Annotated in this window: 16 protein-coding genes; 15 read left to right on the forward strand and 1 reads right to left on the reverse strand. The window is 36.8% G+C overall.

Annotated features, from left to right (window positions below):
• The first annotated feature begins 696 nt into the window (after positions 1-696).
• The 12 genes from ACHRWY_RS04345 (at position 697) to ACHRWY_RS04400 (ending at position 17,571) form a co-directional block, all read left to right on the forward strand.
• The gene (locus tag ACHRWY_RS04345) at positions 697-3,768 is read left to right on the forward strand and encodes a SusC/RagA family TonB-linked outer membrane protein (protein ID WP_395352881.1); all 3,072 of its coding nucleotides are present in this window, start codon (positions 697-699) and stop codon (positions 3,766-3,768) included.
• Between the two features lie 11 nt (positions 3,769-3,779).
• Entirely contained in the window at positions 3,780-5,297 is a 1,518-nt protein-coding gene (locus tag ACHRWY_RS04350; protein ID WP_395352883.1) for a RagB/SusD family nutrient uptake outer membrane protein, read from the forward strand.
• A 205-nt stretch (positions 5,298-5,502) separates the two neighbouring features.
• Complete coding sequence (locus ACHRWY_RS04355; RefSeq protein WP_395352885.1) at positions 5,503-8,637, forward strand: glycoside hydrolase family 2 TIM barrel-domain containing protein; 3,135 nt, start codon at positions 5,503-5,505, stop codon at positions 8,635-8,637.
• An 848-nt stretch (positions 8,638-9,485) separates the two neighbouring features.
• Positions 9,486-9,833, forward strand: coding sequence for an L-rhamnose mutarotase (locus tag ACHRWY_RS04360; RefSeq protein ID WP_395352886.1), 348 nt, complete (start codon positions 9,486-9,488; stop codon positions 9,831-9,833).
• Positions 9,820-10,653 carry an amidohydrolase family protein gene (locus tag ACHRWY_RS04365; RefSeq protein ID WP_395352888.1) on the forward strand — a complete coding sequence of 278 codons (834 nt, stop codon included), beginning with the start codon at positions 9,820-9,822 and terminating at the stop codon, positions 10,651-10,653. Before ACHRWY_RS04360 ends, ACHRWY_RS04365 begins: the two co-directional genes overlap by 14 nt.
• Before the next feature lie 224 nt (positions 10,654-10,877).
• The gene (locus ACHRWY_RS04370; protein ID WP_395352890.1) at positions 10,878-11,015 is read left to right on the forward strand and encodes a hypothetical protein; all 138 of its coding nucleotides are present in this window, start codon (positions 10,878-10,880) and stop codon (positions 11,013-11,015) included.
• Between the two features lie 400 nt (positions 11,016-11,415).
• Positions 11,416-13,071, forward strand: a complete 1,656-nt coding sequence (locus ACHRWY_RS04375; protein ID WP_395352891.1) for a UxaA family hydrolase — start codon at positions 11,416-11,418, stop codon at positions 13,069-13,071.
• A gap of 50 nt (positions 13,072-13,121) precedes the next feature.
• The gene (locus tag ACHRWY_RS04380) at positions 13,122-13,886 is read left to right on the forward strand and encodes an SDR family NAD(P)-dependent oxidoreductase (RefSeq protein ID WP_395352893.1); all 765 of its coding nucleotides are present in this window, start codon (positions 13,122-13,124) and stop codon (positions 13,884-13,886) included.
• Positions 13,887-13,892: 6 nt separating this feature from the next.
• Positions 13,893-14,630 (forward strand): (Fe-S)-binding protein, encoded by a 738-nt coding sequence (locus ACHRWY_RS04385; RefSeq protein ID WP_395352895.1) that lies wholly within the window; start codon positions 13,893-13,895, stop codon positions 14,628-14,630.
• Between the two features lie 46 nt (positions 14,631-14,676).
• Positions 14,677-16,044 carry a lactate utilization protein B gene (locus ACHRWY_RS04390; protein WP_395352897.1) on the forward strand — a complete coding sequence of 456 codons (1,368 nt, stop codon included), beginning with the start codon at positions 14,677-14,679 and terminating at the stop codon, positions 16,042-16,044.
• Positions 16,045-16,072: 28 nt separating this feature from the next.
• A complete protein-coding gene (locus tag ACHRWY_RS04395) occupies positions 16,073-16,657 on the forward strand; it encodes a lactate utilization protein C (protein ID WP_395352899.1) in 585 nt (194 codons plus the stop codon).
• A gap of 59 nt (positions 16,658-16,716) precedes the next feature.
• Positions 16,717-17,571 (forward strand): fumarylacetoacetate hydrolase family protein, encoded by an 855-nt coding sequence (locus ACHRWY_RS04400; RefSeq protein WP_395352902.1) that lies wholly within the window; start codon positions 16,717-16,719, stop codon positions 17,569-17,571.
• Positions 17,572-17,848: 277 nt separating this feature from the next.
• Here ACHRWY_RS04400 and ACHRWY_RS04405 read toward each other — a convergent pair whose 3' ends face one another.
• Complete coding sequence (locus tag ACHRWY_RS04405) at positions 17,849-18,874, reverse strand: LacI family DNA-binding transcriptional regulator (RefSeq protein WP_395352905.1); 1,026 nt, start codon at positions 18,872-18,874, stop codon at positions 17,849-17,851.
• An 840-nt stretch (positions 18,875-19,714) separates the two neighbouring features.
• Here ACHRWY_RS04405 and ACHRWY_RS04410 point away from each other — a divergent pair.
• The 3 genes from ACHRWY_RS04410 (at position 19,715) to ACHRWY_RS04420 (ending at position 26,933) form a co-directional block, all read left to right on the forward strand.
• Complete coding sequence (locus ACHRWY_RS04410; RefSeq protein WP_395352907.1) at positions 19,715-22,048, forward strand: FAD-dependent oxidoreductase; 2,334 nt, start codon at positions 19,715-19,717, stop codon at positions 22,046-22,048.
• A gap of 114 nt (positions 22,049-22,162) precedes the next feature.
• Positions 22,163-25,348 (forward strand): SusC/RagA family TonB-linked outer membrane protein, encoded by a 3,186-nt coding sequence (locus ACHRWY_RS04415; RefSeq protein WP_395352909.1) that lies wholly within the window; start codon positions 22,163-22,165, stop codon positions 25,346-25,348.
• A 25-nt stretch (positions 25,349-25,373) separates the two neighbouring features.
• Positions 25,374-26,933 carry a RagB/SusD family nutrient uptake outer membrane protein gene (locus tag ACHRWY_RS04420; RefSeq protein ID WP_395352911.1) on the forward strand — a complete coding sequence of 520 codons (1,560 nt, stop codon included), beginning with the start codon at positions 25,374-25,376 and terminating at the stop codon, positions 26,931-26,933.
• The last annotated feature ends 66 nt before the right edge of the window (positions 26,934-26,999 follow it).

Raw genomic sequence — 26,999 nt, forward strand, 5'->3', positions numbered from 1 at the left:
GTTTTGTATTTAAGCTCCAATGCTGCTTAGTGATTCATGTTCAAGAATGACATCATATTTTTCTTTTTTCTCAGCAGCAAAAGGGCTATTAATGTCTTTTTTATAGCAGATTGTACTAAACTGTTTTTTTCCACGTCTCTGTAGAGCTTTTATAAAAGGAATCTGAATATGCGTTTTTAGTAGAAATACTGTTCTGGAAATTTTTTTTAGGTAATTATTGTTTATGTAAAAAAAAGCATAGATTTTTTTATATTCTAAAATTTTTATCCTAAAATAAAACAAATCACGAATTTACCCTCCTTTTTTCTTGAATTTACCCCCCATAAATGCCTTTCACTAGACATTACTTTGCATTTGAAAATAGATATGGGCAAAGAAGAAAAGCTTTTGAAACAGCAGTGTAAAAGTGTGTTTTTTACGGTTAATTAACTCACAATTGGATTTATCGTTTTTTTTTATTGAAAGGGTAAGAATAAAAAAATACACAATGAAGAACATTGTAAATTTTCAAATCCATTTAAGATCAAGACTAATAATTCTCTTGGGATAATTAAGCAAATAAAAGTCCCTACCTGCAATAAGGTCAGTTCATTTATTCCAAGGTCAGTACTTGAAACAGAGAGTGCTTTTTATTGCTTTGTCCAAAGAATAATTATAATAATTACTAACTAATACCAATTTTAAAACCATGAATTTATGAAAAAAAAGAATTTTAATCGAATGAAAAATTTAAGATCTTTCATTACATCTAAACTGGCACTGTCTGTTTTTATTTTGATTTCATGCATTAGTATGCAAGCTCAAAATACGATTACAGGAACAGTCCAAGACAATAAAACAGCTCAAAAAATTCCCGGCGTTACAGTAACTGTCAAAGGAACTACTAATGGAACTGTTACAGATTTTGATGGAACTTTTAAGTTAAATGTAGCCAATTCAAATGCCATATTAGTTTTCTCCTACATTGGATATAGTAGTGTTGAAGAAGCAGTAAAAGGAAGAAATGTTATTAATGCTTCCCTAAGTGAAGAAAGTAATGCATTAAATGAAGTTGTTATAATAGGATACGGTACTGTGAAGAAAAGCAGTACTACGGGTGCTATAAGCAGTTTGAAGGCAAAACAGCTTGATGCTCAAAGCAATACTAATCTGGGTAGTGCTATTCAGGGTAAGGTTGCAGGAGTTTCTGTAGAATCGGCAGGAGGAAGTCCCGGCGCCGGTACCAGAATTCAGATAAGAGGAGCGGGTTCATTAAACAATAACACCCCTTTGATTTTGGTAGATGATATCCAGGTGGCATCCATGAACAGCATAAGTCCAAATGATATTGAATCAATCGAGGTTTTAAAAGATGCCGCTGCCGCTGCAATCTATGGTTCCAGAGCCGCAAATGGTGTTGTTATTATTACCACTAAGAGCGGGAAAAAAGGAGATATCAAGGTTTCTTTGGATGTGTTTGGAGGTTATGCTACTGTAGCCAAACAATTAAGTTTACTGAACCAGGAACAATGGTCGAAAGTAAGTAATGCAGCCTATGCGGCGGCAGGAAAAGATCCGTTGCCTATTTCACTTAATCCTGAAGTTGGGGCAGCTGGAGTAAATTATCAGGATGCCATTTTTAAAGCTGCACCGATTCAAAATTACTCTTTAGGTTTTTCAGGAGGATCTGATAATTTAAAATACAATATGTCTTTAAATTACTTCAATCAGGAAGGGATAATCAGAGAAACAAATTACGATCGTTTTAATATTAGAGTAAAGTCTGATTATAAAAAAGGGATCTTTAAAATTGGAGAAACACTTCTGTTAACCAAAGAAAAAAGAAAAGAATTACCAGATGTACCGGGACAAGGAAAGAATGTGGTGGGATCGGCTATTACAATGATTCCCGGTTTTGCTCTTTACAATCAAGATGCGGTCGGAGGATACGGCGGAGCTTCCGGTCCTGTAACGGATATCTTTAACCCAATAGCGGCATTGAATCTTCTTGATGTAAAAAGTGATACCTATCAGGCCTTGCTAAATACGTATGTTGAAGCTAACTTTTTTGATGGTTTTAAATACAAATTGAGTGTCGGGGCAACTGTATCAGATTACGTAAAAGATAATTATACACCACGTTATGAGGTGGGCGGTTTCTTTAAAAATTTAGATAACGATTTGATTCATCTGGATCAGTTCAATCTTTACACGCAGGTAGAAAATACCTTAAATTATACAAAATCTTTTGGCAAGCACTATGTAAATGCTTTGGCAGGATATACGGTATATAACAATACCTTCAAGTCAGTTACAAGCTCAGTGAGTGGAATACCGGATGGGATTTATACGTTATCCGGAGCCGTTCAGCCCGCAGCAAGTGGTTTTAACACGAAAAATAATCTGGTTTCTTATTTAGGTCGTGTAATATACTCTTATGACAGTAAATATACATTGTCAGCTACCATAAGACGTGACGGGTCATCAAGATTTAGCCAAAACAACAAATGGGGTAATTTCCCTTCTGTTTCAGGAGCATGGAGCATTGGTAAAGAAAACTTTTTTACAAATCTAAAAACACCAATATCCGATTTTAAATTACGTGCAAGTTACGGTGTATTGGGGAATCAGGAAATTGGGGATTATCAATACTTAGGATTGATTACTTCGGGAATCAGTTACGGAGCAGGAGAACCAAACACATTATGGAGTGGAAATATTCAGACTAATTATCCGGCAGTGGGTTTAAAATGGGAATCAACAGCAACATCAGATTTTGGTTTAGATCTGGATTTATGGAACGGTAAGCTGCAATATACATTTGACTATTTCAAAAAGCAAACATCAGATTTACTTTTAAGAGTTCCAATTCCTCTATCTGTCGGATCAAGTGATAATCCTTATACAAATGCTGGAAACGTTACCAATAAAGGTTATGAAATGAGTTTAACCTATAATGAGAAACTGGGAGATTTTAACTTCAATATTACCGCTAATGTCTCAAGTATCAAAAACAATGTAGATGAACTTAGTACAGGAAGTCAGGTAATCGAAGGAGGAAAAGGTTCCTTTCACGGTGCTCCAGTAACCTATAGCAAAGTAGGATATCCGATTTATTCGTTTTTTCTGGTAGATTCTGATGGATTATTCAGATCTCAGGCAGAAATTAATTCTTATACGAAAGACGGAAAACTGATTCAGCCAAATGCACAAGTAGGAGATGTTAAATACATTGATTACAATGGTGATGGTGAAATCAACGGTGAAGACAGACAATACAAAGGAAGTGCTTTCCCTAAGTTTGAGTACGGATTGAGACTGCAGGGGGACTGGAAAGGGATTGACTTTACGCTGGCTTTGCAAGGAACTCAGGGAAATAAACTTTATAATGGAAATAAAACAGATCTTGAAACAGTAAGAGCCAATACCAACTATTCTAGCGCAACACTAGATTCTTATACTTTTAATCCAAATTCAGATTTCCCAAGATTAGATATTGACGACAAAAACAATAACGGAGCAGATTATTCTGATCGATTCCTGGAAGACGGTTCTTATCTTAGAATCAAAACGGTTCAACTTGGATATACAATTCCAAACAGCATTACAAAACAAGTATCGGTAGAGAGATGCAGAATTTATTTTGCAGGAGACAACCTCTATACTTTTACAAAATATAAAGGATATAACCCGGATGTGTCAGCTGATGCATTAGGCGGGAGAGGAATTGATTATAAATCATATCCATTAAGCAAAACGATACTTTTTGGTTTGCAAATTAACTTTTAAATAGACAAAAAATGAAAAAAAAATCAATTATATTTTATCTAATCTCAGGACTTGTATTATTAAGTTCATGCGATAATAACCTTGAATTAGAAAACCCTAGTCAATTAACCACTACTTCTTATTGGAAAACTCCTGAAGATCTGGAAGCCGGATTAGCAACCGTTTATAATACTCTTGTAGACAATAATAATGCAGGTTATTGGGAGATTCAGGCCATGCAGCTCAAAGAAAATAGAACAGAAAATTTTGTTGCCAGAAATGATGTGCAGGATCGTTATGCCGTTTCTATGTATAAAAATGATGCCGGTACCAATCTGACCGGAGATATCTTTAAAGCACTTTATATCGGAATTTTTCGCGCCAATCAGGTAATTGTTTACGGGTCAAAAATTAAAAATATAGATGAAACTAAAAGAGAGCAATTATTAGCAGAAGCGACTTTTTTAAGAGGTTTGAATTATTTTAATTTGGTCAATGAGTATGGAAGCGTGCCTATTACGACAGCGTTAGTAGAAACTCAGGCTGATTATTTTAAATCAAAATCTACTGAAGCGGAAGTTTGGAATCAGGTTATAGCTGATTTTCAATTTGCTGCCAATAGCAAATTACCGGAAAATTATCCTGCTGCCCTTAAAGGAAGAGTGACAAAAAATGCCGCCATTGCGTTTTTAGGAAAAACATATTTGTATATGAAAGACTGGGCAAAGGCCGAAGAGCAATTTAATAAGTTAGTAAGTAACGAAGGCTCAAACGGATATGGACTTTTAGATAATTATGCTGAATTATTTGATGGTAAACATGAAAACAGCAAAGAGTCCGTTTTTGAAATTCAGTTTAGCAAAGTGGGAGGTTCGACCATTTGGGGAGGAACGCCGGCCGAGAGAACAAGAGCAACAACAATGGCTCAGGAATGCGCGCCTGGTGAAGTTGGCGGATGGAACGAATTATTGCCAACAAAGGTACTATTAAATGCATTAACACAGGAAAAGACTGTTGCTGGCGAATTTGATCCAAGAGCTTTGGCTACTTTGGCGTGGAATTATCCGGGGTGCATTTATTACAATTCAGATTTTGCAACAAAGTTTGGAACAAATGCGATATGGATTAGAAAAAATCAAAACTGGTGGAATAATGACGAAGGGGACTGGAAGTCTGAACTCAATGAATATGCCATGCGTTATGCAGATGTTCTTTTAATGCTGGCTGAGGCAAAAACAATGCAAGGTAAAGTAGCTGAGGCAATACCATTAGTGAAAAGGATTAGAGACAGAGCAAAGCTGGCTGATATTTCGATGACAGGATGGAGCAAAGACCAAATGATGACAGAGATTATGCACCAAAGAAATGTTGAGTTTGCCCGCGAAGGACTGCACTTTTTTGATTTAAGAAGATGGGGAACTTTAGAAACAGTAATCAAAACAAGTCAGGTAGGAGGTTACCAGCTTTTTACCACTAAAAACTCGTATTATCCAATTCCGCAAAGCGAATTGAATAATAATCCCAATATGACCCAAAATGCGCCTTGGTAGATAGTATTTGTTTAAATTAGTTAGTTGTTGAGTTTGACAAATGATTGATCGAATTAAATCAGTCATTTGTCATCTCTTATTATGATTTGTTAATAGTTCAAATATTTGTGTAGCAATCAGTTTAAATACCCACTAAGTTTTAACTATTGAATTATAGACTTAGAGAATGATAAATTTTGATTATGCATATTAGAAAATATTTTATATGAAAAAAAATACAATTTTAGTTTATATCGCTGTGATAACATCATTATTTGTCAATGCGCAGGAAAAGACAGCAAATAGTGATTGGGAAAATCCAGCCGTATTTCAGATTAATCGCGAACCTGCACGGGCAGCATTCTTACCCTATGCAGACGAATCTTCTGCTATTGCAGATGATTATACTCGTTCTCCCTGGTTCTTAACACTAGACGGAAAATGGAAATTTAACTGGGCGCCAACGCCTGACGAAAGACCAAAAGATTTCTTTAAAACTGACTTTAATACCACAAATTGGAAAGAAATTTCAGTCCCTATGAACTGGGAATTGGTTGGATACGGAATTCCTATTTATACCAATATCATCTATCCATTTGCTAAAAATCCGCCTTTCATTGCTCACACAGATAATCCTGTGGGATCCTACAAACGCACTTTTGAGTTGCCGGAAAACTGGAACCAACGACGTATTTATCTTCATTTTGAAGCAGGAACTTCGGCAATGTATATTTGGATCAATGGGGAAAAAGTGGGATATAGTGAAAACACTAAAAGTCCAACAGAGTTTGATATAACAAAATACGTTAAACCCGGTAAAAATCAGGTTGCAGTTGAGGTATATCGCTGGAGCGATGGTTCGTATTTAGAGGATCAGGATTTTTGGCGTTTGTCAGGCATAGATCGCGACGTTTATCTTTATAGTACGGCAAACATTCGTATTGCAGATTTTTTTGCGCGTCCGGATCTTGACGCTTCCTATAAAAACGGAAGTCTCTCTGTAGATGTTAGACTAAAGAATATGAATACTATTTCAAAAAACAACCAAACCGTTGAAGCGAAATTAGTAGATGCAGTAGGCAGGGAAGTTTTTAAAAGAACATTAAAAATAAATATAGGAACTAATTCTGAAGCAACCACCACTTTTACACAAAAGGTCACTTCACCTAAATTGTGGAACAACGAAACACCAAATTTATATACTTTACTGTTGACCTTAAAGGATGAAAATGGAAAGTTTATTGAAACGGTTTCGACACCAATTGGCTTTAGAAAAGTAGAATTAAAGAACGGACAATTATTAGTGAACGGTATTCGAATTATGGTACATGGTGTAAATATCCATGAACATAATCCTAAAACGGGCCATTATCAGGATAAAGAAACGATGATGAAAGACATCAGGTTAATGAAGCAATTAAACATTAATGCGGTGCGTTGCAGTCATTATCCAAATAACTTGATGTGGGTAAAATTATGTAACAAATTTGGTTTATTTCTGGTAGACGAGGCCAACATAGAAAGTCACGATATGGGGGCGGAACTGCAAGGGCCTTTTGATAAAACAAAACATCCTGCTTATCTTCCAGAGTGGAAAGCGGCGCATATGGATCGTATTTACAGCTTAGTGGAAAGAGATAAAAACCAGCCCTCAGTTATTCTTTGGTCCCTTGGTAATGAATGCGGCAACGGACCCGTTTTTCATGAAGCCTACAATTGGGTAAAAAATAGAGATAAAACGCGATTAATACAATTTGAGCAGGCAGGAGAACAAGAGAATACTGATGTGGTTTGCCCAATGTATCCAAGTATTGATTATATGAAAGAATATGCCAGTCGAAAAGAAGTAAAACGCCCGTTTATTATGTGTGAATATGCCCATTCAATGGGAAATAGCAATGGTAATTTTCAGGAATATTGGGATATTATTCGCAGCAGCAATAACATGCAGGGAGGATTTATCTGGGATTGGGTAGATCAGGGACTGGAGATGACTGATGAAGTGGGACGAAAATACTGGGCCTATGGAGGAGATATGGGAAGTCAAAATTATACCAATGACGAAAATGGTTGCGATGACGGATTAGTCTGGCCGGATCGCACGCCTCATCCGGGTGCTTTTGAAGTAAAAAAAGTGTATCAAGATATTCTATTTACAGCGGCTGATTTGAAAAAAGGAATTATTGAAGTAGAAAATGGATTTGGTTATACAAACCTAGAAAAATATAATTTCAGGTATGAAGTCCTAAAAAACGGATTGGTTATAAAATCAGGTACTATTGCCATTAGTCTTGCACCGCAGTCTAAGAAGAAAGTCCAGCTTGAATTACCGAAACTAACAACAGAAGACGGAGTTGAATATTTTTTGAATATTTATGCGTACACTACTGAAGGCACTGAAGTTTTACCTCAAAATTTTGAAGTAGCCCGAGAACAATTCTCAATTAGTGAGGGGAATTATTTTGCAAAATCTAAAGTTGCAGTGACAAATCCGGTTGTCAAAGAAACTAAAGATGCCATTACGCTTAGCACAGCAGGTGTCGAAGTGACCATCAACAAGAATACAGGTTTAATGCAGCAATACAAATCAAATAATGAAGATTATTTTGATCAGATGCCAACTCCTAATTTTTGGCGTGCACCAACAGATAATGACTTTGGAAACAATATGCCGGTTTTAAGTAATGTATGGAGAGCCGCAGGAAAGACTGCTATTCTGAACACTATAGAAGTCAAAAAAGAATCCGGTAGAACAATTGTTGTGGCAAATCTTTTCTTAAAAGATGTTACCTCCACTTATACAATTACTTACACGATGAATTCAGATGGAAGTTTGACGCTGATAAATTCATTCAAAGCCGGAAATAATCAATTGTCTGAAATGCCTCGTTTTGGAATGATATTTTCTCTTAAAAAAGAACTGGATAATTTTTCATATTATGGAAGAGGGCCGTGGGAGAATTATCAGGACAGAAACACAGCCTCTTTCAAAGGAATTTACCAAAGTAAAGTAGCTGATCAATATGTCCCTTATATACGTCCTCAGGAAAATGGATATAAAACAGATGTTCGCTGGTTAACGCTAACCAATAACTCAGGAAATGGTATAGAAATAGAAGGTTTGCAAGCATTGGGAGTAAGCGCGCTGCACAATTATCCCGAAGACTTTGATCCCGGCCTGACAAAAAAATACCGTCATTCGAGTGATATTACGCCTCGAAAAGAAATTATTGTCTGTGTTGATTTAGCACAAAGAGGCCTTGGTGGTGATACCAGCTGGGGCGCTTTACCTCATGAGCAATATCAATTGAAGAACAAAGAATACAGTTATGGTTTTGTTATTAGAGCTATAAAGAAATAAGTAGCTAATATTTCCTTTTGTATAAAAAACCGAACCAAAATAATTAAACCTGACCAATAGGAGTAATAAGATTTTTTTACATAAAAAGAGTTTTATTCCATTGCTTTGTTTGAAGATTTGCTTTCTCAGAATACTATAATAAAGAGAAGAAAATGTATCAAATGTGTTGAGTCATTAGTTCATAAAGATTTACAGAAAACCAACTATTTCTAGTGTAATCGCGGTCAAAAACTAACAACCTTCGGGTTGTTTTTTTTGTATATAGCTCTAAATAGAATAAATGATTTTTAGCAGAAGGTGGTCTTGTGAATATATTGGTGGATTTACATGTGCTTTAAACCAATGATTTAGTCCCAAAAATATAGTATTACTATACTTATTAATTTCGAGAATTTGCTTTATAATACAGAATTTGAATACAGAATTTGGGATATCAGTCTAAATTAAATGGTCTTTAAAACACTTTAAAACAGCAAGAAGATGTGGTGAGTATTCTGAATTCTAATCCTGTAAATAAAACTTATTTTTATGCATTAAATTTATTAAAAAATAGCTGCTTACTTGGTGTTTTGTTAAATCAATAAAAAAGATAATTAAAACTTAATACATGATAATTTTGACTTGAAATAAAAAATAATAATGCATTAGTTTTATACTTTTAAGAGCACGGCGAGATATTGAGCTGGAAAATATAAAAACATTTAGCAGATAAGCTTGGTTTTTGTTTAAAAAAAGTTGTGCTTCATAATAAAGGATTTGAAAAGACCAAAAGATAGGTTTCGATCCTTAGTTTGGATTGATAAAAAAATAATTTTTAGTTTTTAATCTTAAATTTTAAATAAAATAATATGATAACTCAAAAATATTGTCTTGCATTAGATTTGAATGAAGATCCGGCACTCATGGCAGAGTACAAAAAATATCATGAAAAGATTTGGCCTGAAATCACAGAAAGTATCACCAGTTCTGGGATTGAAAATCTTGACATTTATTGCGTTGGTAACAGAATGTTTATGATTATTGAAGCCAATGAAACTTTTAGTTTTGAAAGAAAAGGGGAAATGGATGCTAATAATCCGGTAGTTCAAAAATGGGAAGAATTGATGTGGAAATATCAAAAGGCATTGCCTTGGGCAAAGAAAGGTGAGAAATGGATTCTAATGGAGAAAATATTTGATTTGCATGAGAATAGATAGCCACCAGCATTTTTGGAAATACCATCCTGTAAAGGATGCGTGGATCAATGAAAAAATGAAAGTGATTAGAAGGGATTTTTTGCCTTCTGATTTAGAACCATTGTTGTTTGAAAATCAAATTGATGGTTGTGTGGCTGTTCAGGCAGATCAAAGCGAAGAGGAAACTCGTTTTCTTTTGGATTTGGCCCGGGACAATGATTTCATAAAAGGTGTTGTAGGCTGGGTAGACCTGTGCTCAGAAAACGTAGAGGAACGTTTGGAATATTTTAATAAATATGAGAAGTTAAAAGGATTCAGGCATATCCTTCAGGGCGAATCAGATATTAATTTTATGCACATGGAGGGCTTCCAGAATGGAATTTCTAAATTGTCAGAATATGGTTTTACCTATGATATTTTGATTTTTCCAAAACATCTCAAAAATGCAGCAAAACTTGTTGCAAAATTCCCCCATCAAAAGTTTGTTATAGATCATTTGGCCAAACCAGATTTCAAAATTCAAAATTTCAGCCAATGGGAGAAAGGTATCATCGCGATGGCCCAGTTTCCTAATGTGATGTGTAAGGTTTCAGGATTAGTAACCGAAGCCCATTGGAATAGGTGGAAAGCTGCAGACTTTACCTATTGTTTAGATGTGGTCACAGACGCATTTGGTATCGACCGACTCATGTTTGGAAGTGATTGGCCAGTGAGTACACTGGCAGCGTCTTATGCAGAATTATGTGATATTGTAGAGGATTATTTTTGGGAATTTTCGATAGAAGATCGGGAAAAATTCTGGAGCAGGAATGCCATTGATTTTTATGACTTAAAATTTTAATGAATTCATTGTATTTTATCTACAACCATAAGAAATAAAATACCAACTTGAATAAAGAACAAGATGAATCTAAAACTTAATGAAAGAATAATTATCGTAAATGGTGGAGCAAAAGGAATAGAACGTGAAATTAGCTAGCTGCGGCTGTAATATTTGGAATAGAATGCCGATAATTAAATTGCTGTTACAGAAATCGAGCTCAGAGAGGAAAAGCCTTTGGTGTTGTGGCTGAACTCACTAATGCGCGGGAATGCAGAGATGCTGTAGAACTTTTTTTTATTAAAATGGCAACTACTTCAGCAGGTCTCGAAGAAGGTGTTGCAGCCAAATATCTTGGTTTTTTGGTCTGGCATTTATGTTAGGACGCTTTGCAGGAACATTTTTCATGCAATACATACAACCAAGAAAATTATTAATCATATACCATCATTAATATCCTCTTATCAATATTAGCCATATTCGGTTCAGGAATGATAGTAGTTTATACCTTAATTACAATAGCTTTTTTTATGAATATTATGTTTCCAACTATTTTCTAAATGGGAATTGACGGTCTTGGAGATAATACCAAAATAGGATCTTCATTAATCGTAATATCTATAGTAGGAGGCGCTTTACTTCCTCCGGTTTTAGGGTTGATTTCAGATAGTAGATGAAGTATTCAGTATGGTTACGTTGTTCCGTTGACTTGCTTTTCAGTAATATTATTGTTTGCATTTAACGGACATAAAACAAATAAAGCATAAAATTTATTTATATAATATGTTAGAAAACGGAGTTAAAAGATTGGTGGTGAAAATGCACCCGGAAGATAATGTGCTGGTCGCTTTGACAGATTTGGTAAAAGGAGAAAGTGTAACTTTTGATAAAGAAACCTATATCCTTCAGGATACTATTAAGGCAAAGCATAAGTTTTATACAACTGATTTAAAAGAAGGAGCTGAAGTTACCATGTACGGTGTTTTGGTTGGAAAAGTGCAAAATGATGTTGCCAAAGGAAGCCTCATGACAACAGACAATCTGAAACATGCGGCAGAACCGTATCAGTATCGTCATGTTGATTTTGAATGGAAAGCGCCGGATGTTTCAAAATTTAAAGACAGAACTTTTAGAGGATACAAAAGAAATGACAGCCGGGTTGGAACAGCCAATTACTGGTTGTTTGTACCAACAGTATTTTGTGAGAACCGCAATCTGGATGTTATCCGTGAAGCTTTGCACAATGAGTTAGGATATTCAGTGAGCGATAAGTACACCCAATATACCCATAATTTACTTGAAGCGTTTAAAAAAGGAGAAAGCCTCGATTCAATTGATGTACAATTGGCTCCGGATCAAAATACGAATAAGATCTTCAAAAATGTAGATGGGATTAAATTTCTGAACCATCAGGGTGGTTGTGGAGGTACGCGTCAGGATTCGGCCACTTTAAGTGCGTTACTGGCTTCATATGCAAATCATCCAAATGTGGCGGGAATAACCGTATTGAGTTTGGGTTGCCAGCATTTGCAAGTACAGGATTTTACGAATGATGTTAAAAAGCAAAATCCATCCTTTGATAAACCTTTGTATATTTTTGAGCAGCAACAATCAAAAAGCGAAGAACAATTGATTGCCGATGCCATTAAAAAAACATTTGAAGGATTAATCGAAATAAACAAACTCGAGAGAGTAGCAGCGCCGTTAAGCGAATTGTGTCTTGGAGTAAAATGTGGCGGCAGCGATGGTTTTAGCGGAGTTTCGGCTAATCCTGCAGTAGGTTATGCTTCAGATTTACTGGTGGCTTTGGGCGGTAAAGTTTTGTTGGCTGAGTTTCCGGAATTGTGCGGAGTAGAGCAGAACCTGATTGATCGTTGTACATCAGAAACTGTTGCTAAAAAATTCATTGATTTAATGCAGTCTTACGATGCCCTGGCACATAAAGTAGGTTCAGGATTTCACATGAACCCATCGCCGGGAAATATTAAAGACGGATTAATAACCGATGCCATAAAAAGTGCCGGAGCAGCTAAAAAAGCGGGAACAGCACCTGTAGTTGATGTATTGGATTATACAGAACCGGTAACAAAAGCAGGTTTGAGTTTGGTTTGTACACCAGGAAATGACGTTGAAGCCACAACCGGAAAAGCGGCTGCCGGAGCAACATTAATTTTGTTTACCACAGGATTAGGAACTCCAACAGGTAATCCCGTTTGTCCAGTTATTAAGGTAGCTACAAATTCTATTTTGGCTAAAAAAATGAGAGATATTATCGATATTGATTGTGGTCCGATAATTAGCGGAGAAAAAACCATTGAAGAAATGGGAGAAGATATTCTGGAATATTGTATCAAAGCGGCAAGTGGGGAAATTATTCCAAAAGCCGTATTACTCAACCAGGATGATTTTATTCCGTGGAAAAGAGGAGTGTCATTGTAACTCTCAGGAGTTAAAAGTCTAATAATCTAAAGATCTAAAAATCTAATTATATGTTTTCATTACAAAGCAAAAAAGCGGTTGTTACCGGTGGTGGCAGCGGAATAGGAAAAGCCATTTCGGTTTTATTTGCAAATCAGGGAGCCGAAGTACACATTGTCGAAGTAACAGAGGAAAGTGCTAAAACGGCCGTTGATGAAATAAAGGCAAATGGCGGAAAAGTATTTTCTCACGCCTGTAATGTTGCCAGTCAGCAAGAAGTATTGGTCACATTTGAAAAAATAGGAAATATTAATATTCTGGTAAACAATGCAGGAATTGCTCATGTTGGCAAAGTAGATACAACTCCTGAAGCAGATTTTGACCGAATCATGAATGTGAACGTAAAAGGGGTATACAATTGTCTGCATGCTTCAATACCACATTTTAGAAATTCTGGAGGAGGCGTTATTTTAAATATGGCTTCGATTGCTGCCTGGGTAGGTATTCCGGACAGGTTTGCTTATTCTACTGCCAAAGGAGCTGTAATGGCAATGACTTTATCGATAGCAAGAGATTATATAAGCGAAAACATTCGTTGTAATTCAGTTTCTCCGGCGCGCGTTCATACTCCTTTTGTAGACGGGTTTATAGCAAAGAATTATCCGGGACAGGAAACTGAAATGTTTGAGAAATTATCAAAGTCGCAACCCATTGGCCGTATGGCGAAACCGGATGAAGTGGCAGCTTTGGCTTTGTTTTTATGCAGTGATGAATCCGGTTTTGTTACCGGTTGCGATTATCCTATTGACGGAGGTTTTATTAAATTAAATAACTAAGGTATAATGAAGGTTGCTTTATTCATTCCCTGCTATATCGACCAGTTTTACCCCAATGTGGGTATTGCAACTTTGCAGCTATTAGAAAAATTAGGCTGCGAGGTCACTTTTCCGCTGCAGCAGACTTGCTGTGGCCAACCGATGGCCAATAGTGGTTTTGCAAGTTTGAGTAAGGGATGCAATAGTAATTTTGTTGAAAATTTTACCGGGTTTGATTATATAGTAGCTCCTTCAGGAAGCTGTGTTTTGCATGTAAAAGAACATTTGCATGATGCGAAACATCCTCAGGAAACATCACATATTCGCAATTCGATTTATGAACTCACTGAATTTTTAACCGATATTGTAAAAGTAGAAAATATAAATGCCAGCTTTCCTTATAAAGTTGGGATGCACAACAGTTGTCACGGACAGAGAGGATTAAACCTTTCTTCGATGACAGAACGAATGCTGCCGGAATTTTCGAAACCCGAACAATTATTAAGTATGGTCAGAGGCATTACCCTTATTAAACCCAAACGAAATGATGAATGTTGTGGTTTTGGTGGTACTTTTTGCGTGTTTGAAGAAGCAGTAAGCGTAAAAATGGGTAAGGACAGAGTCAAAGAACACAACGATAATGAGGTTGATTATATCACAGGAGGAGATACCAGCTGCTTGATGCACCTTGAAGGAATATTAAAACGACAAGGCAGTAAGGTAAAAACCATTCATATTGCTGAAATATTGAATAGTTTGTTATAAAAAAATGCAATTAGTCTTTAGTAAAGATTAAAATAAATATAAAAAGATGACGGTAAAACACACTGCATTAGCGGAAAAGTTTATAGCTGACGAGCCAAGAACCGACTGGCACGACGAAACTTTGTGGTTTGTTCGTGAGAAACGGGATAAGGCTGCTCATGGTTTACCGGAATGGGAGCAATTAAGACAATGGGGTTCACAGATCAAGAACAATACGCTTTCTAATCTTTCTAATTATTTAAAAGAATTTGAAGAAAAAGCAACAGCCAATGGTCTAAAAGTGCATTGGGCTTCAGATGCCAAAGAGCACAATGAGATCATTCATCAAATTATCAGAAAACACGGTATTCAGAAGATTGTCAAAAGCAAGAGTATGTTAACCGAAGAATGTCATCTGAATGAATATCTACAGCACAACGGAATAGAAGTCGTGGATACAGATCTGGGAGAACGCATTGTTCAATTCAGAAAAGAACCGCCAAGCCATATTGTATTACCTGCTATTCACTTAAAAAAAGAAGATGTAAGCGCCACTTTTCATGAGTATTTGCAAACAGAAAAAGGAAATAATGATCCACAATATTTAACCGAAGCAGCCCGACAGCACTTACGCAATAAGTTTGTAGCATCAGATTTAGCCATTACCGGAGTTAATTTTGCGATTGCGGAGACGGGTGGTTTTGTAGTGTGTACCAATGAGGGAAATGCCGATATGGGAGCACATACAGCGCCTGTACACATTGCCTGCATGGGTTTTGAAAAACTAATTCCAAAAGCAGAACATTTAGCTGTGTTTTTGAGATTATTGGCCAGAAGCGCCACAGGTCAGCCTATTACGACCTATTCAAGTCATTTTCACAAACCAAGACCCAATCAGGAAATGCATATCGTGATTGTAGATAATGGCCGAAGCAAACAATTGGGAAGAGAAGATTTCAGAAACTCCTTAAAATGTATCCGTTGTGCCGCCTGTTTCAACACTTGTCCGGTATACCGAAGAAGTGGCGGACATAGTTATCATACCGCCGTTGCAGGACCAATAGGTTCTATTTTGAATCCAAATCTGGACATGAAAGCCAATGCCGACTTGCCTTTCGCATCAACCTTATGCGGCAGTTGTACCAACGTATGCCCCGTTAAAATCAATATTCATGAGCAATTATGGAAATGGAGACAAGTAATTGTTGCCGAAGGACATGTAACCACAAGTAAAAAAGTAAGCATGAAGGGAATGAATTTTATATTCTCGAACCCTAAAGTCTATCGTTTGGCGGGAAAAATGGGAAGAGGAGTGATGCATTTGTTTCCGTTTATGGTCAATAATAAATTAAATGTCTGGTACAAACAAAGAGAAATGCCTGTAGCTCCCAAGGAATCATTCCGGGATTGGTATTTAAAAAAACGGGAAAAATAAAAAATAAGACAGCAGAGAACAAAAGAGTATGAGCGCAAGAGAAAAAATATTGAATGCCATAGCGATGAATCAGCCTGAACGGGTGGAACTTCCTGTTGTTACTATTTCGGAGGTTATTCAATATGAAAATGCTTTTATCCAGTTCAAAACAGTATTGGAAAGCATTGGTGGTAAAGTAGAACTGATTTCGGATATAGCAGTGCTAAAAGACCGATTAACTGCCGATAAAGCAAACGGCAATTTTATTGTAAATACTATAAACGCATTAGGAGAAGTTGATAATCAAGTCGCTTTTTTATCAGCATTTGAATTAGAAAAAGTCGAAAAAGCGTATGTTGAAGGTACAATTGGAGTGGCAGAAAATGGAGCGGTTTGGGTTTTTGAAAGTCAAATGATCAACAGGCTCGTTCCTTTTATATGCCAGCATTTGATTTTGGTAATCAAGAAAAAAAACATTGTAAACACGCTACATCAGGCTTATGAAAAACTGGATGTTGCAAAAGAAGGTTTTGGAGCATTTATAGCCGGACCTTCTAAAACTGCCGACATCGAACAGTCATTGGTAATAGGGGCACACGGCGCAAGAAGCGCCACGATTTATGTAATAGAATAAGTGACACATGTAATTGTCTTAATAAATAAAGAGGTATAATATATTTAAAAATAATAAAAATGAAATTAATACGATTTGGAGAAACCGGTAAAGAAAAACCGGGTATTTTAATAGGAGAAAAAAGATTGGATGTCTCTTCAATAGTAACGGATTACAACGAAACGTTTTTTGAAGAAAACGGATTAGAGAAATTAAAAAAAGCATTAGAAAGTAATCCGGTTTTACCGGAAGTAGATGCCAATGTACGTTTAGGTTCTCCGGTGGCCAGACCATCAAAAATAATTTGTATTGGACTGAATTATGTAGATCATTGTTTAGAAACCAATGCGCCAATTCCAACGGAGCCTATTATCTTTTTTAAATCAACAACCTCTTTATGCGGACCAAATGATGATTTGATAATCCCAAAGAACAGTGAGAAAACAGATTGGGAAATTGAGTTGGCTTTTGTTGTAGGCAAAAAAGCAAGTTACATAGAAGAAGCCGATGCTTTGGATTATGTTGCCGGTTATGCTTTACTTAATGATTACAGCGAAAGAGCTTTTCAGATTGAGCGTGGCGGACAATGGGCAAAAGGAAAAGGCTGTGATACATTTGCACCACTCGGACCCTTTTTGGCAACTCAGGATGAAATAACAGACGTGAATAACTTACCAATGTGGTTAAAAGTTAACGGAAAGAAATTCCAAAACAGTAATACCTCGAATTTAGTATTCAAGATCCCCTTTTTAGTACATTATTTAAGCCAGTTTATGACCTTGCTTCCAGGTGATATCATTAGTACAGGAACGCCTCCGGGAGTTGGTTTAGGAATAAAACCAGATCCAATTTACATCAAAGAAGGAGATGTAATCGAATTGGGGATGGATGGACTGGGCAGCAGTAAACAACACGCTGTGGCTTATACAAAATAGAGTAACGCAGGCTGCTGCGCGTAATGACTCCGCATTACTTAAGGAATAAATTTTGAAAAAAAAAGTTACCCCTTGGAATCTCTGTAAATACAAGAGCTGCAATTTTTCATATATCCTGATCCTGAGTTAGATATTGTAATTTGCACTAATTCAGGAACAGGTTGTCCCAAAGATTTTTAAAAGAGCTAGCCCGGTATCTGATCAGCGTTTACCAAAAAGCAGACCCGGTAAAAAATCTTCAGGAAAAACGGGTTAAGAGATACAGAATTGCCTTGGTTTACACATCATGAGTTATTTTGGAGGATTCTCTTATGTTTATAGTACCGGGCAGAATAATCGTTTCAGTCATAGGAACAACAGAATTTGATTCAATTTGCTTTAATAATAGCTCAGCAGCTAGTTTTCCCATTTCTCGGGTGGGTTGTAATACAGAAGACAACGAGGGCTCAATGATTGATGCCATTGGAGATTCAGAAAAACCAATTAGGGCTACATCTTGGGGTATTTTGTATCCGTGATTCTTCAACGCTTTAATAGCCCCGATGGCAATGGGGTCATTGATGCACACAAGCCCTTTGGGAACTTTGTTTTCACTAATAAGTTTTTCAACAATTTCTTCTCCGCTTTTCAGTGAAAATTCTGTTTCAATAATTTGACTACTAAATGTGGGTAGTTTGTGTTTATTGAGCGCATCCATAAAGCCTCTGCGTCTGTTTTTTGATAAGCTTAAATGGATAGGTCCTCCCAGATACATCAAATCTGTTATCCCTTGACTAATGAGATGCTCAGTAGCTAAAAAAGTCATTTTATAGTCATCAAATATCACTTTTGAAACCTCTAAAGATTCGTCAACTCTATTGAAGAGAACCAACGGGTAATTCCTTTCGATTAGCTCACGAATAAAAGTGAGGTTATCTGATTCTTTAGTCAGGGAAATAATAATTCCGTCAACAAAATTATCGACCAATCTTTTTAAATTAGCCAATTCATATTCATATTGTTCATTGGATTGCATTATTAGTACCTGATAGCCTTTTTTAAAGAAGACTTCCTGAATTCCAATAATGACTTCCGGAAAAAAGGAATTGACAAACTCGGGGATCACCACACCTATACTGTAACTTTGCTTTTGAGTTAATTTTCGGGCAATAGGATTTGGTGAGTACCCCATCTCTTTTGCAGCTTTAATGATTTTATCACGTGTTTCTGGGCGAATATCATATTTATCATTAAGAGCTCTGGAAATGGTAGATACGGAGCAGTTAAGTGCTTTAGCTACATCTTTAATGGAGACGTGTTTCATTTAGGTATGAAATTAAAATTATGGACTAATTGATTTACTGTTTTTGATTGAAATTATTAAAAAGTCATTTTATTTTTCCTGTTATTTATTTCTATGGGTGAACGATATATACTTAGTATCATGATCGTTGTATGCTGCAATTTTTTTCCACAATCCAATAGTTTGGATTCCATAAACAAACTTATCAAAATAGGTTTCAATTTCATACTTGCCTAAAATGTATTGAAATTGATCTTATCCAAACTGTACCTGATTCAATAGAATTTGAAGTTTTTATTTTCGTATACCAATTAAGAGATATAGCATTTTTTTTGAGTTTTTTAAATCTTGCCGTTCATGTGTAAGTACACAGGCGGAAGTGTCGATGTGCTTTTTTTAAATGGAAATAAAAAAAACGTTATTATTAATGGTTAATAAATTTATCGTATACACTTCTTACCTTGTAAAGATAGGCCAAAATTTCTAATTTTTTTCATACCATCATTCAAAAGAGTCTTATAAAAATGTGTTTATGGATTTTTTTCTTTATGAATGCTTGCTTTTTGTGATTTTTACTTTTTTAAGAGCGAAAGATATATAATATATATTAATTTTTATATTTTTTTATGATATTCTTTATTTTTTATGAGTAGTAATAAAATCACGAAAACGTTTCCGTAAATGGAAAGCGTTTTCGGAAACGTTTCCGTAAATATTTTTTGGATTTGTTGAGTCAGGAAAAAATTATCTATATAGTTTTACTGAGCCAATAGGGGTTTCTTTAGCCGAAACCCAGCAGTGTGGAGATGTACTCAGCGCTATTTATTTGGTCTTTTTTATCAAACAGAAAATAAAAATTAAATGATTCTAGGAGAACAATCAAAAGAAGTTAGATCAAATAATACAATAAAATACAATCGTGATTTGGTTGTAGTTGGAGGAGGAATAGCAGGTGTCTGTGCGGCCTTAACTGCAGCACGTGAAGGATTGAATGTTATCTTAGTGCAGGATAGGCCTGTTTTGGGCGGTAATGCATCAGGAGAGGTTAGGATGTGGATTTTAGGTGCAACTTCGCATATGGGTAACAATAATCGGTGGGCCCGGGAAGGCGGTATCATTGATGAGATTCTTGTGGAGAATCTGTACCGCAATCAGGAAGGTAATCCGGTTATTTTTGATATAATCCTTCTGGAAAAAGTAAGCAATGAGCCCAATATAACATTGTTATTAAATACAGCAGTTTTTGAAGTCTCAGAAAAAGAAGATACAACAATAAAGACTGTACGCGCCTTTTGCAGTCAAACATCAACGGAATTTTTCATTAGTGGAAAATTCTTTATAGATGCCTCTGGAGATGGCGTTTTAGGTTTTCTAGCGGGAGCGTCTTTTCGAATGGGAGCAGAAACTCAAGAAGAATTTGGAGAATTGTTTGCTCCGGATCAGGAATATGGAAAAATGCTCGGGCATACTATCTATTTTTATAGTAAAGACACGGGGAAACCTGTAAAATATATAGCTCCAGCATTTGCATTAAAGGATATCACTCAAATTCCACGTTATAAAACCATACAAAGTTCCATGCAGGGTTGTCAGTTTTGGTGGTTTGAATACGGAGGTCGTGAAGAGGATACCATTGTGGAATCTGAGAATATTAAATGGGAACTTTGGAAAATTGTATATGGCGTATGGGATTATATTAAAAATTCCGGAAACTTTCCCGAAGCTGAACACCTGACTTTGGAATGGGTAGGGACCATTCCAGGTAAACGCGAAAGCAGAAGGTTTGAAGGGGACTATATACTAAAACAGCAGGATATTGTTTCTCAGCAAAATTTTGACGATGCAATTGCATATGGAGGCTGGGCAATTGATCTGCATCCCGGTGACGGAGTTTACAGTAAGCTACCCGGATGCAATCAGTATCATTCCAAAGGAATTTATGATATTCCCTATAGATCAATAATAAGTAAGAATATTGACAATCTATTTCTGGCAGGAAGAATTATCAGTGCCACTCATGTTGCTTTCGGCTCTACACGTGTAATGGCAACTTGTGCACATGCTGCGCAGGCCGCAGGGCAGGCTGCAGTTATTTGCTTTGAGAATAATTTAGTGACACGAGAGATTTTACAACCGCAGTACCTTGGACAGGTTCAAAATAAACTCAATTTAAATGGACAAAGTATTAAAGGAAAAGCGATAGATTTCACGGAGCTAAATGTGCAGCGGCCATCTATAGAGGTTTCCAGTACATATGAATTTGCAGAAATGCCTTTTAATGGTCAGTGGACTGATTTAAATCAGGGATTTATTCAGGTACTTCCTTTAAATGCCAATACTAAATACAAGTTTAAATTTTTGGTCATGAGCCCGGAGCAAACTACATTAGAGGTTCAATTGGTAAAATCATCCAAATTGGGAAATTATTCTCCTGATACCATTATTGAAGCACTGGAAATAACTGTACCAGCATCTCAAGGTGCCACGCAAACAGCACATCTAGATAAATTATCATACTCAAATTATATAAATTTTTCTTTTGAAAATACCATTGATACAGACCAGTACGTTTTTTTAAAGTTTTTGCCCAATGAAAAAGTAAAGATATTGACAAGTGAAAAAAGAATTACCGGTACACTGTCTCTGATCCAAAAAGTTAATAAAGCAGTTTCCAACAATGGAATTCAACAGCCTCCTGAGGGAAGTGGATTTGATACTTTTGAATTTTGGACACCCGAGCGACGTCCAAATGGCAGAAACCTTGCCTTTAGCGTTTCTCCCCCGATTGCGTTATTTAAAAAGGAGCATATAAATAATGGGTTTGTACGCCCTTATTTAAAATCAAATGCGTGGGCAGCAAGCCTGGAAGACACAGCCCCTGAAGTAAAACTAATGTGGGATAGCCCTCAGAGAATAAATAGAATACGATTATTTTTTGATACTGATTACGACCATCCAATGGAGAATCTGCTGATGGGACATCCCGAGAATATTATTCCGTTTTGTATACAAAACTATAAAGTATTTGATCAGGATGACCAGCTAGTGTATGAAAAGACAGGAAATTATCAAACCATAAATGACATAAAGCTGCAAAGTGAAAAGGAATTTTTAGAATTAAAGTTTAAGTTTGAGCATCCCTCAGCGCATGTACCTGCAGCGTTATTTGAAATTGTTTGTTTCAATGAACAATAGCAGCAGAAGCTAAGTGTCTAATAGGAAACTTTGTTTCTGATTTATCGCTATTTGAAGAAGAAAAATATCCACTAGATATAAAAGATTAATACTAACCAACCAAAACCAAATTAAATGAGAGAACTAATTATTATTTGTTCTTTTTTGCTCAGCACCGCCATATTCGCTCAGCAAAAAGAGATTAAGGGAAATATCACCGATGAAACTGGTCAATTTTTCCCTGGTGTAAATATTGTTGTAAAAAATACAACAATAAAGACCTTAACTGATATGGATGGCAATTTTAAACTTGTTGTCCCAAAGGATGCCAGGTTTATGACTCTTAGCTTTGTAGGTTATATCAGTCAGGAGATAGATATTACATCAGCCAGCAATTTTAAGATTAAACTAAAGCCTGATATGATTATGATGGATGAAGTAGTAGTAGAAGTAGGTTATGGCAAAATGATAAAGAGTAAAATACCAGGCGCGGTATCGACCATTAGTACCAAAGATATTTCAGAAAAGACCTTTTCAAACTTTCAACAGTTTCTAGCAGGAAAAGCAGCAGGTGTAGTGGTTGGAGAAAGTTCAGGCCAGCCTGGGGCCGCCCTGAGTGTCGAGATCCGTGGAATGTCATCCATTTCGGGTTCCTCACAGCCATTATATGTAGTGGATGGGATCCCTTTTGATGCCATAGGGTCTTCATCTGGCAGTACTTATGCCCCGGCAACTGCATCAAGCCCGCTCGCTGGTATCAATCCTAATGATATTGCAAGTTTCGAGATTTTAAAAGATGCTTCGGCAACTTCTATTTACGGATCACGAGGCGCCGACGGAGTAATTCTTATTACAACTAAACAAGGAAAAAAAGGAGCGCCGCGGATTAATTTAAGTTATAACAGCTCGCTTTCCTATGTCAATTTTCCTATCGAGAGGCTAAATGCAATGGATCAGGCTTTGGCTGTTAATGAGTTTAATGCAACCAGGGGCATGGTTGTAGGTTATACACCAGAGGAGATGAAGGATCTTAAATATTATGATCATTTTAAAGAAGTTAGCCGCACGGGTATTGTAAATGATTTTAACGCTTCAATTTCAGGAGGTTCCGATGTAACAAAATACTATATTTCTTACCAGGGATTGGGACAGCAGGGAGTTTATAAAGCCTCTGATTTCAATAAAAATGCGATAAAAGTAAATATAGAAAGTCAGGTCAAAAAGAACTTAAGAGTTAGTGCATCGTTGACTTACAACAGAAGTGTAACGGAAGGATTTCCCATTAACGCTAGTTTTGGAAGTTCTTTATTCTCAAGTGCTTTAACCTATTCTCCATTGGTACCCATGCTAAATCCCGACGGATCTTATAATAAGCTTGGTAATTATAAGTATGGAACCACCCTTTATCTCGATCCTGTTTTTGGACCTATATACTATAAATCTCGTTTTAATCTTCAAACTGAGGTACTTTCAGGTATAACAGACGAACCGGCCAATAATACGTTTGTTCTTATTGATAAATATAAAAGTGCAGATACTTCAGAGCAGATTATTGGAAATTTCAATTTGACCTATAACTTTGACAAGCATCTTTCCGTAATGGGGAAAGTGGGAATCATATCTTCCCAGAGTCTTAGTGAATCATACCGCCCACGCGCACTTCCTGTAGAATTAACATGGAAAGGCCAGGCCAGCATTCGCGATAATATCGCAAGAAAGCTCCTGTACGAGGCCAGAATCAATTATGTTAATTCCTTTGGTAAACATAGTGTAGATGGTGTATTAGCTGCTACAGCAGAAAGTTATCTTACTAAGATCATTGGTGCGGAGAGTCGTGAGTTTCCCAATGATGTTACAGGCTATTATGATATTGGAGCAGGATCCGTATTATTGCCTCCCTCAAGTAGTACTGAAGAGAATCGGTTGGCTTCATTTCTGGGCCGTATGAACTATGGTTATGCTAATAAGTATCTGGTAACATTAAGCGGCCGCTATGATGGGACATCAAAATTTGCACAAGGAAATAAGTTTGGTTTTTTTCCGTCGATTGGTGTTTCATGGAGAGTTACTAAGGAATCATTTATGAAAAAAGTTAAGATACTCTCTGATATGAAGCTTCGCGCAAGTTACGGAATAGTAGGCAGACAGGCCTCAGGGAATTACGCAACCCTATCTACACTCTCATCGGGAGGCATGAACTATGGTTTTGGAAGCATTGTAAATCCGGGTTATGCATCTTCAAGAGCTCCTAACCCGGATCTAAGTTGGGAAGAAAGTAAACAAATTAATTTAGGTATTGATTTGGCAGTATTGAAAAATCGTATTAGCCTAAGTGTTGACGTATATAAAAAGAATACCGATAAGCTATTGTATAATGCACAAACACCGCTTACTCTAGGTTTTTCGTCACAAACGCAGAACGTTGGGGCAATGGAGAATAAAGGACTCGAGATTGCTTTAACAACAATTAATTTTAAAAAGGAGTTCAAATGGAGTACTGATTTTAATATTGCGTTCAATAAAAATAAACTCACCAGGCTCGTAGGTGATGTTACCTTTATTCAAAGTGGTTCAGAAGTTGGCGGGCTTAGTCGCTCGTATGTAGGAAAGCCAATTGCAGAGATTTATGCTTTTCGTACCTTGCCTGTCTGGAACGCAGAGAGTCTGGCAACAAAACCAGTTACTTTTCAGCCTGGCGTTAAGCCAGGTGATGTACGTTTTGACGACATTAATAATAATGGAAGGTTAGATGATGGAGACTTACTGTCATTCGGTAGTGCGCTTCCGAAATATACCGGTGGAATTGGCAATGATCTATCTTACAAAAATTTTGACCTGAATATTTTTATGAGTTTTTCATACGGGGCAACTGCTTATAATGCATTTCTTGCCCGAATGTCTAATGTTGGAGGAAATAATACTGCATATAAATACTTTGATACCCGCTATCGCGCCTTGACTCCTGATATGGATGCACAAACAGTAGAAGCCGTTACACAGAACAATGCAGTTACCCATTTTCCCATAGCTGGTACTACTGTAGATTCCGGTAGAGTCAAAGATTTCAATGTTGAAAAAACCTCTTACTTGCGCATAAATAATATTACCCTGGGATATAATTTCCCGAAAGATCTAGTCTCAAAACTTAATGTACAAAATATCAAAGTATATTTCACGGTTCAGAACCCATGGATTCTAACCAGTTATAAAGGGATAAATCCTATGGGAACGTCGGCCGATAGTTCCATAGGAAGAGGGATAGATTCAGGAGGTTATCCATTAAACAAACTGTTTTCTGTGGGAACTAATTTTACATTTTAATATTTAAAATCAAAATTTTTAAGATATGAAAAAGATATTGACCATAATGTTGGTGATAACTACGCTGGGCATGCAGTCTTGCGATACGTTTCTCGAAGAGGACCCTAAAGGGTTAATCACCCCGGACAATTTTTATAATAACCCAACTGACGCTGTCACTGCTGTAAATGCGGTATATATTGCCGCGCTGAGAAGTGAAGTACTTGGTGTTGAACCTTTTTTTCTCAATGAGTTGGCTGCTGATGATACATTCTATACAGGAACGGCAACTGCTGAACGCGACGGGATGAATTTATTGACCTGGGATGATAAAAGTTCTTTGTTCCAAAACACGTGGGCAAATCGTTATCGGGCAATTACTCGTGCAAATGAAGTTCTTATTTATGTAAATTCTTCTAATGCGGGAGCGCTCAGTAAAAGAGTTCGTGCAGAAGCTTGTTTTATGAGGGCCTTTTGCTATTTCGATCTGGTACGCTGGTACGGAGACGTTCCGTTAGTTACCGGATTAGCAACTGCTGATCTGTATCCCAGCAGAAGTCCGAGGGCTGCTGTTTATAATCAGATTATTGAAGACCTTAAAATTGCAGAAAATGACCTTGACGATAAGTATAGCTATATGGATGCCAATGGAGGGAGGGCCACTAAAGGTGCTGCAAAATCCCTCTTAGGAAAAGTATACCTTACCATGGCCGGAGCTCCAATGAATATGACAGAGATGTATGCTGAAGCAGAAAAAAAACTTAAAGAAGTAATTGACAATAGCGCAACTTATGGCTACAAATTTATGCCGGTTTACAGTGATATGTTTCCCAGATCGCCAAATGATGGCAATAAAGCACTCAATACCGAGACAATTTTTTATACAAGATGTAATTCCACATTATCTGCCGTGGGCGGTAGCTGGTCCTTTAGCCGTATGGGATTGTGGACCAGATCTCAGGGATTCATGCCCTCAAGCGATGCAATCGCCTCATCAGATAATACGCCTAATGCGTTATATAACAAAGTCGATTTGCGCAGAAAGTCCAATTTAGGTACTACGCAAGGCGCTTATCCCACTACAGCTGCAAGTCCGTTTATTGTATACGATCTTAATGACCCCTATAGTACGCCTACAGGAAGGACGAAGTTCATTGTTAAATATCTGGATTTTGTTAATGGAACTAATGGGGCCAATGATTTTGTGTGGTTGCGTTACTCTGATGTTCTATTAATGTATGCTGAGGCGCTCATCGAGCAGGGCAAAAACCTTGATGTAGCTAAAGGATATATCAATATGACCAGAAACAGAGCCGGCATTGGTAATACAACTGCCATAACACAAGTAGAATTGCGTGAAGAACTTCGCAAAGAGCGCCATAGAGAGCTGTTCTTTGAAGGACAAAGAAGATTTGACCTGGTTCGCTGGAATATTTATGCACAGGCAGTTAAAGGCGCTAAGGAGCGAAGCTACTTTTTCTACAAAAAGTTAAACATCGGTGATAACAGTTATATGGAAGGTGATTACTTAAAGCTGTTCCCAATTCCGAAAAATGAATTGATTACTAATCCTAATATAAAAGACCACCAGAACCCTGGATATTGAAAAGCTCACCGCATTTCTTTGATGCAGGACCTATGTACTTTGACCCAAGGCAGAAATGCCTGGGGT

The organism is Flavobacterium sp. FlaQc-48 (assembly GCF_044007335.1).
GTDB lineage: Bacteria > Bacteroidota > Bacteroidia > Flavobacteriales > Flavobacteriaceae > Flavobacterium.

Excerpts from the sequence above, each read along its gene's own strand:
- ACHRWY_RS04345 (WP_395352881.1), top strand. The coding sequence starts at position 697 with ATGAAAAAAAAGAATTTTAATCGAATGAAAAATTTAAGATCTTTCATT.
- ACHRWY_RS04350 (WP_395352883.1), top strand. The coding sequence starts at position 3,780 with ATGAAAAAAAAATCAATTATATTTTATCTAATCTCAGGACTTGTATTA.
- ACHRWY_RS04355 (WP_395352885.1), top strand. The coding sequence starts at position 5,503 with ATGAAAAAAAATACAATTTTAGTTTATATCGCTGTGATAACATCATTA.
- ACHRWY_RS04360 (WP_395352886.1), top strand. The coding sequence starts at position 9,486 with ATGATAACTCAAAAATATTGTCTTGCATTAGATTTGAATGAAGATCCG.
- ACHRWY_RS04365 (WP_395352888.1), top strand. The coding sequence starts at position 9,820 with ATGAGAATAGATAGCCACCAGCATTTTTGGAAATACCATCCTGTAAAG.
- ACHRWY_RS04375 (WP_395352891.1), top strand. The coding sequence starts at position 11,416 with ATGTTAGAAAACGGAGTTAAAAGATTGGTGGTGAAAATGCACCCGGAA.
- ACHRWY_RS04380 (WP_395352893.1), top strand. The coding sequence starts at position 13,122 with ATGTTTTCATTACAAAGCAAAAAAGCGGTTGTTACCGGTGGTGGCAGC.
- ACHRWY_RS04385 (WP_395352895.1), top strand. The coding sequence starts at position 13,893 with ATGAAGGTTGCTTTATTCATTCCCTGCTATATCGACCAGTTTTACCCC.
- ACHRWY_RS04390 (WP_395352897.1), top strand. The coding sequence starts at position 14,677 with ATGACGGTAAAACACACTGCATTAGCGGAAAAGTTTATAGCTGACGAG.
- ACHRWY_RS04395 (WP_395352899.1), top strand. The coding sequence starts at position 16,073 with ATGAGCGCAAGAGAAAAAATATTGAATGCCATAGCGATGAATCAGCCT.
- ACHRWY_RS04400 (WP_395352902.1), top strand. The coding sequence starts at position 16,717 with ATGAAATTAATACGATTTGGAGAAACCGGTAAAGAAAAACCGGGTATT.
- ACHRWY_RS04405 (WP_395352905.1), bottom strand. The coding sequence starts at position 18,874 with ATGAAACACGTCTCCATTAAAGATGTAGCTAAAGCACTTAACTGCTCC.
- ACHRWY_RS04410 (WP_395352907.1), top strand. The coding sequence starts at position 19,715 with ATGATTCTAGGAGAACAATCAAAAGAAGTTAGATCAAATAATACAATA.
- ACHRWY_RS04415 (WP_395352909.1), top strand. The coding sequence starts at position 22,163 with ATGAGAGAACTAATTATTATTTGTTCTTTTTTGCTCAGCACCGCCATA.
- ACHRWY_RS04420 (WP_395352911.1), top strand. The coding sequence starts at position 25,374 with ATGAAAAAGATATTGACCATAATGTTGGTGATAACTACGCTGGGCATG.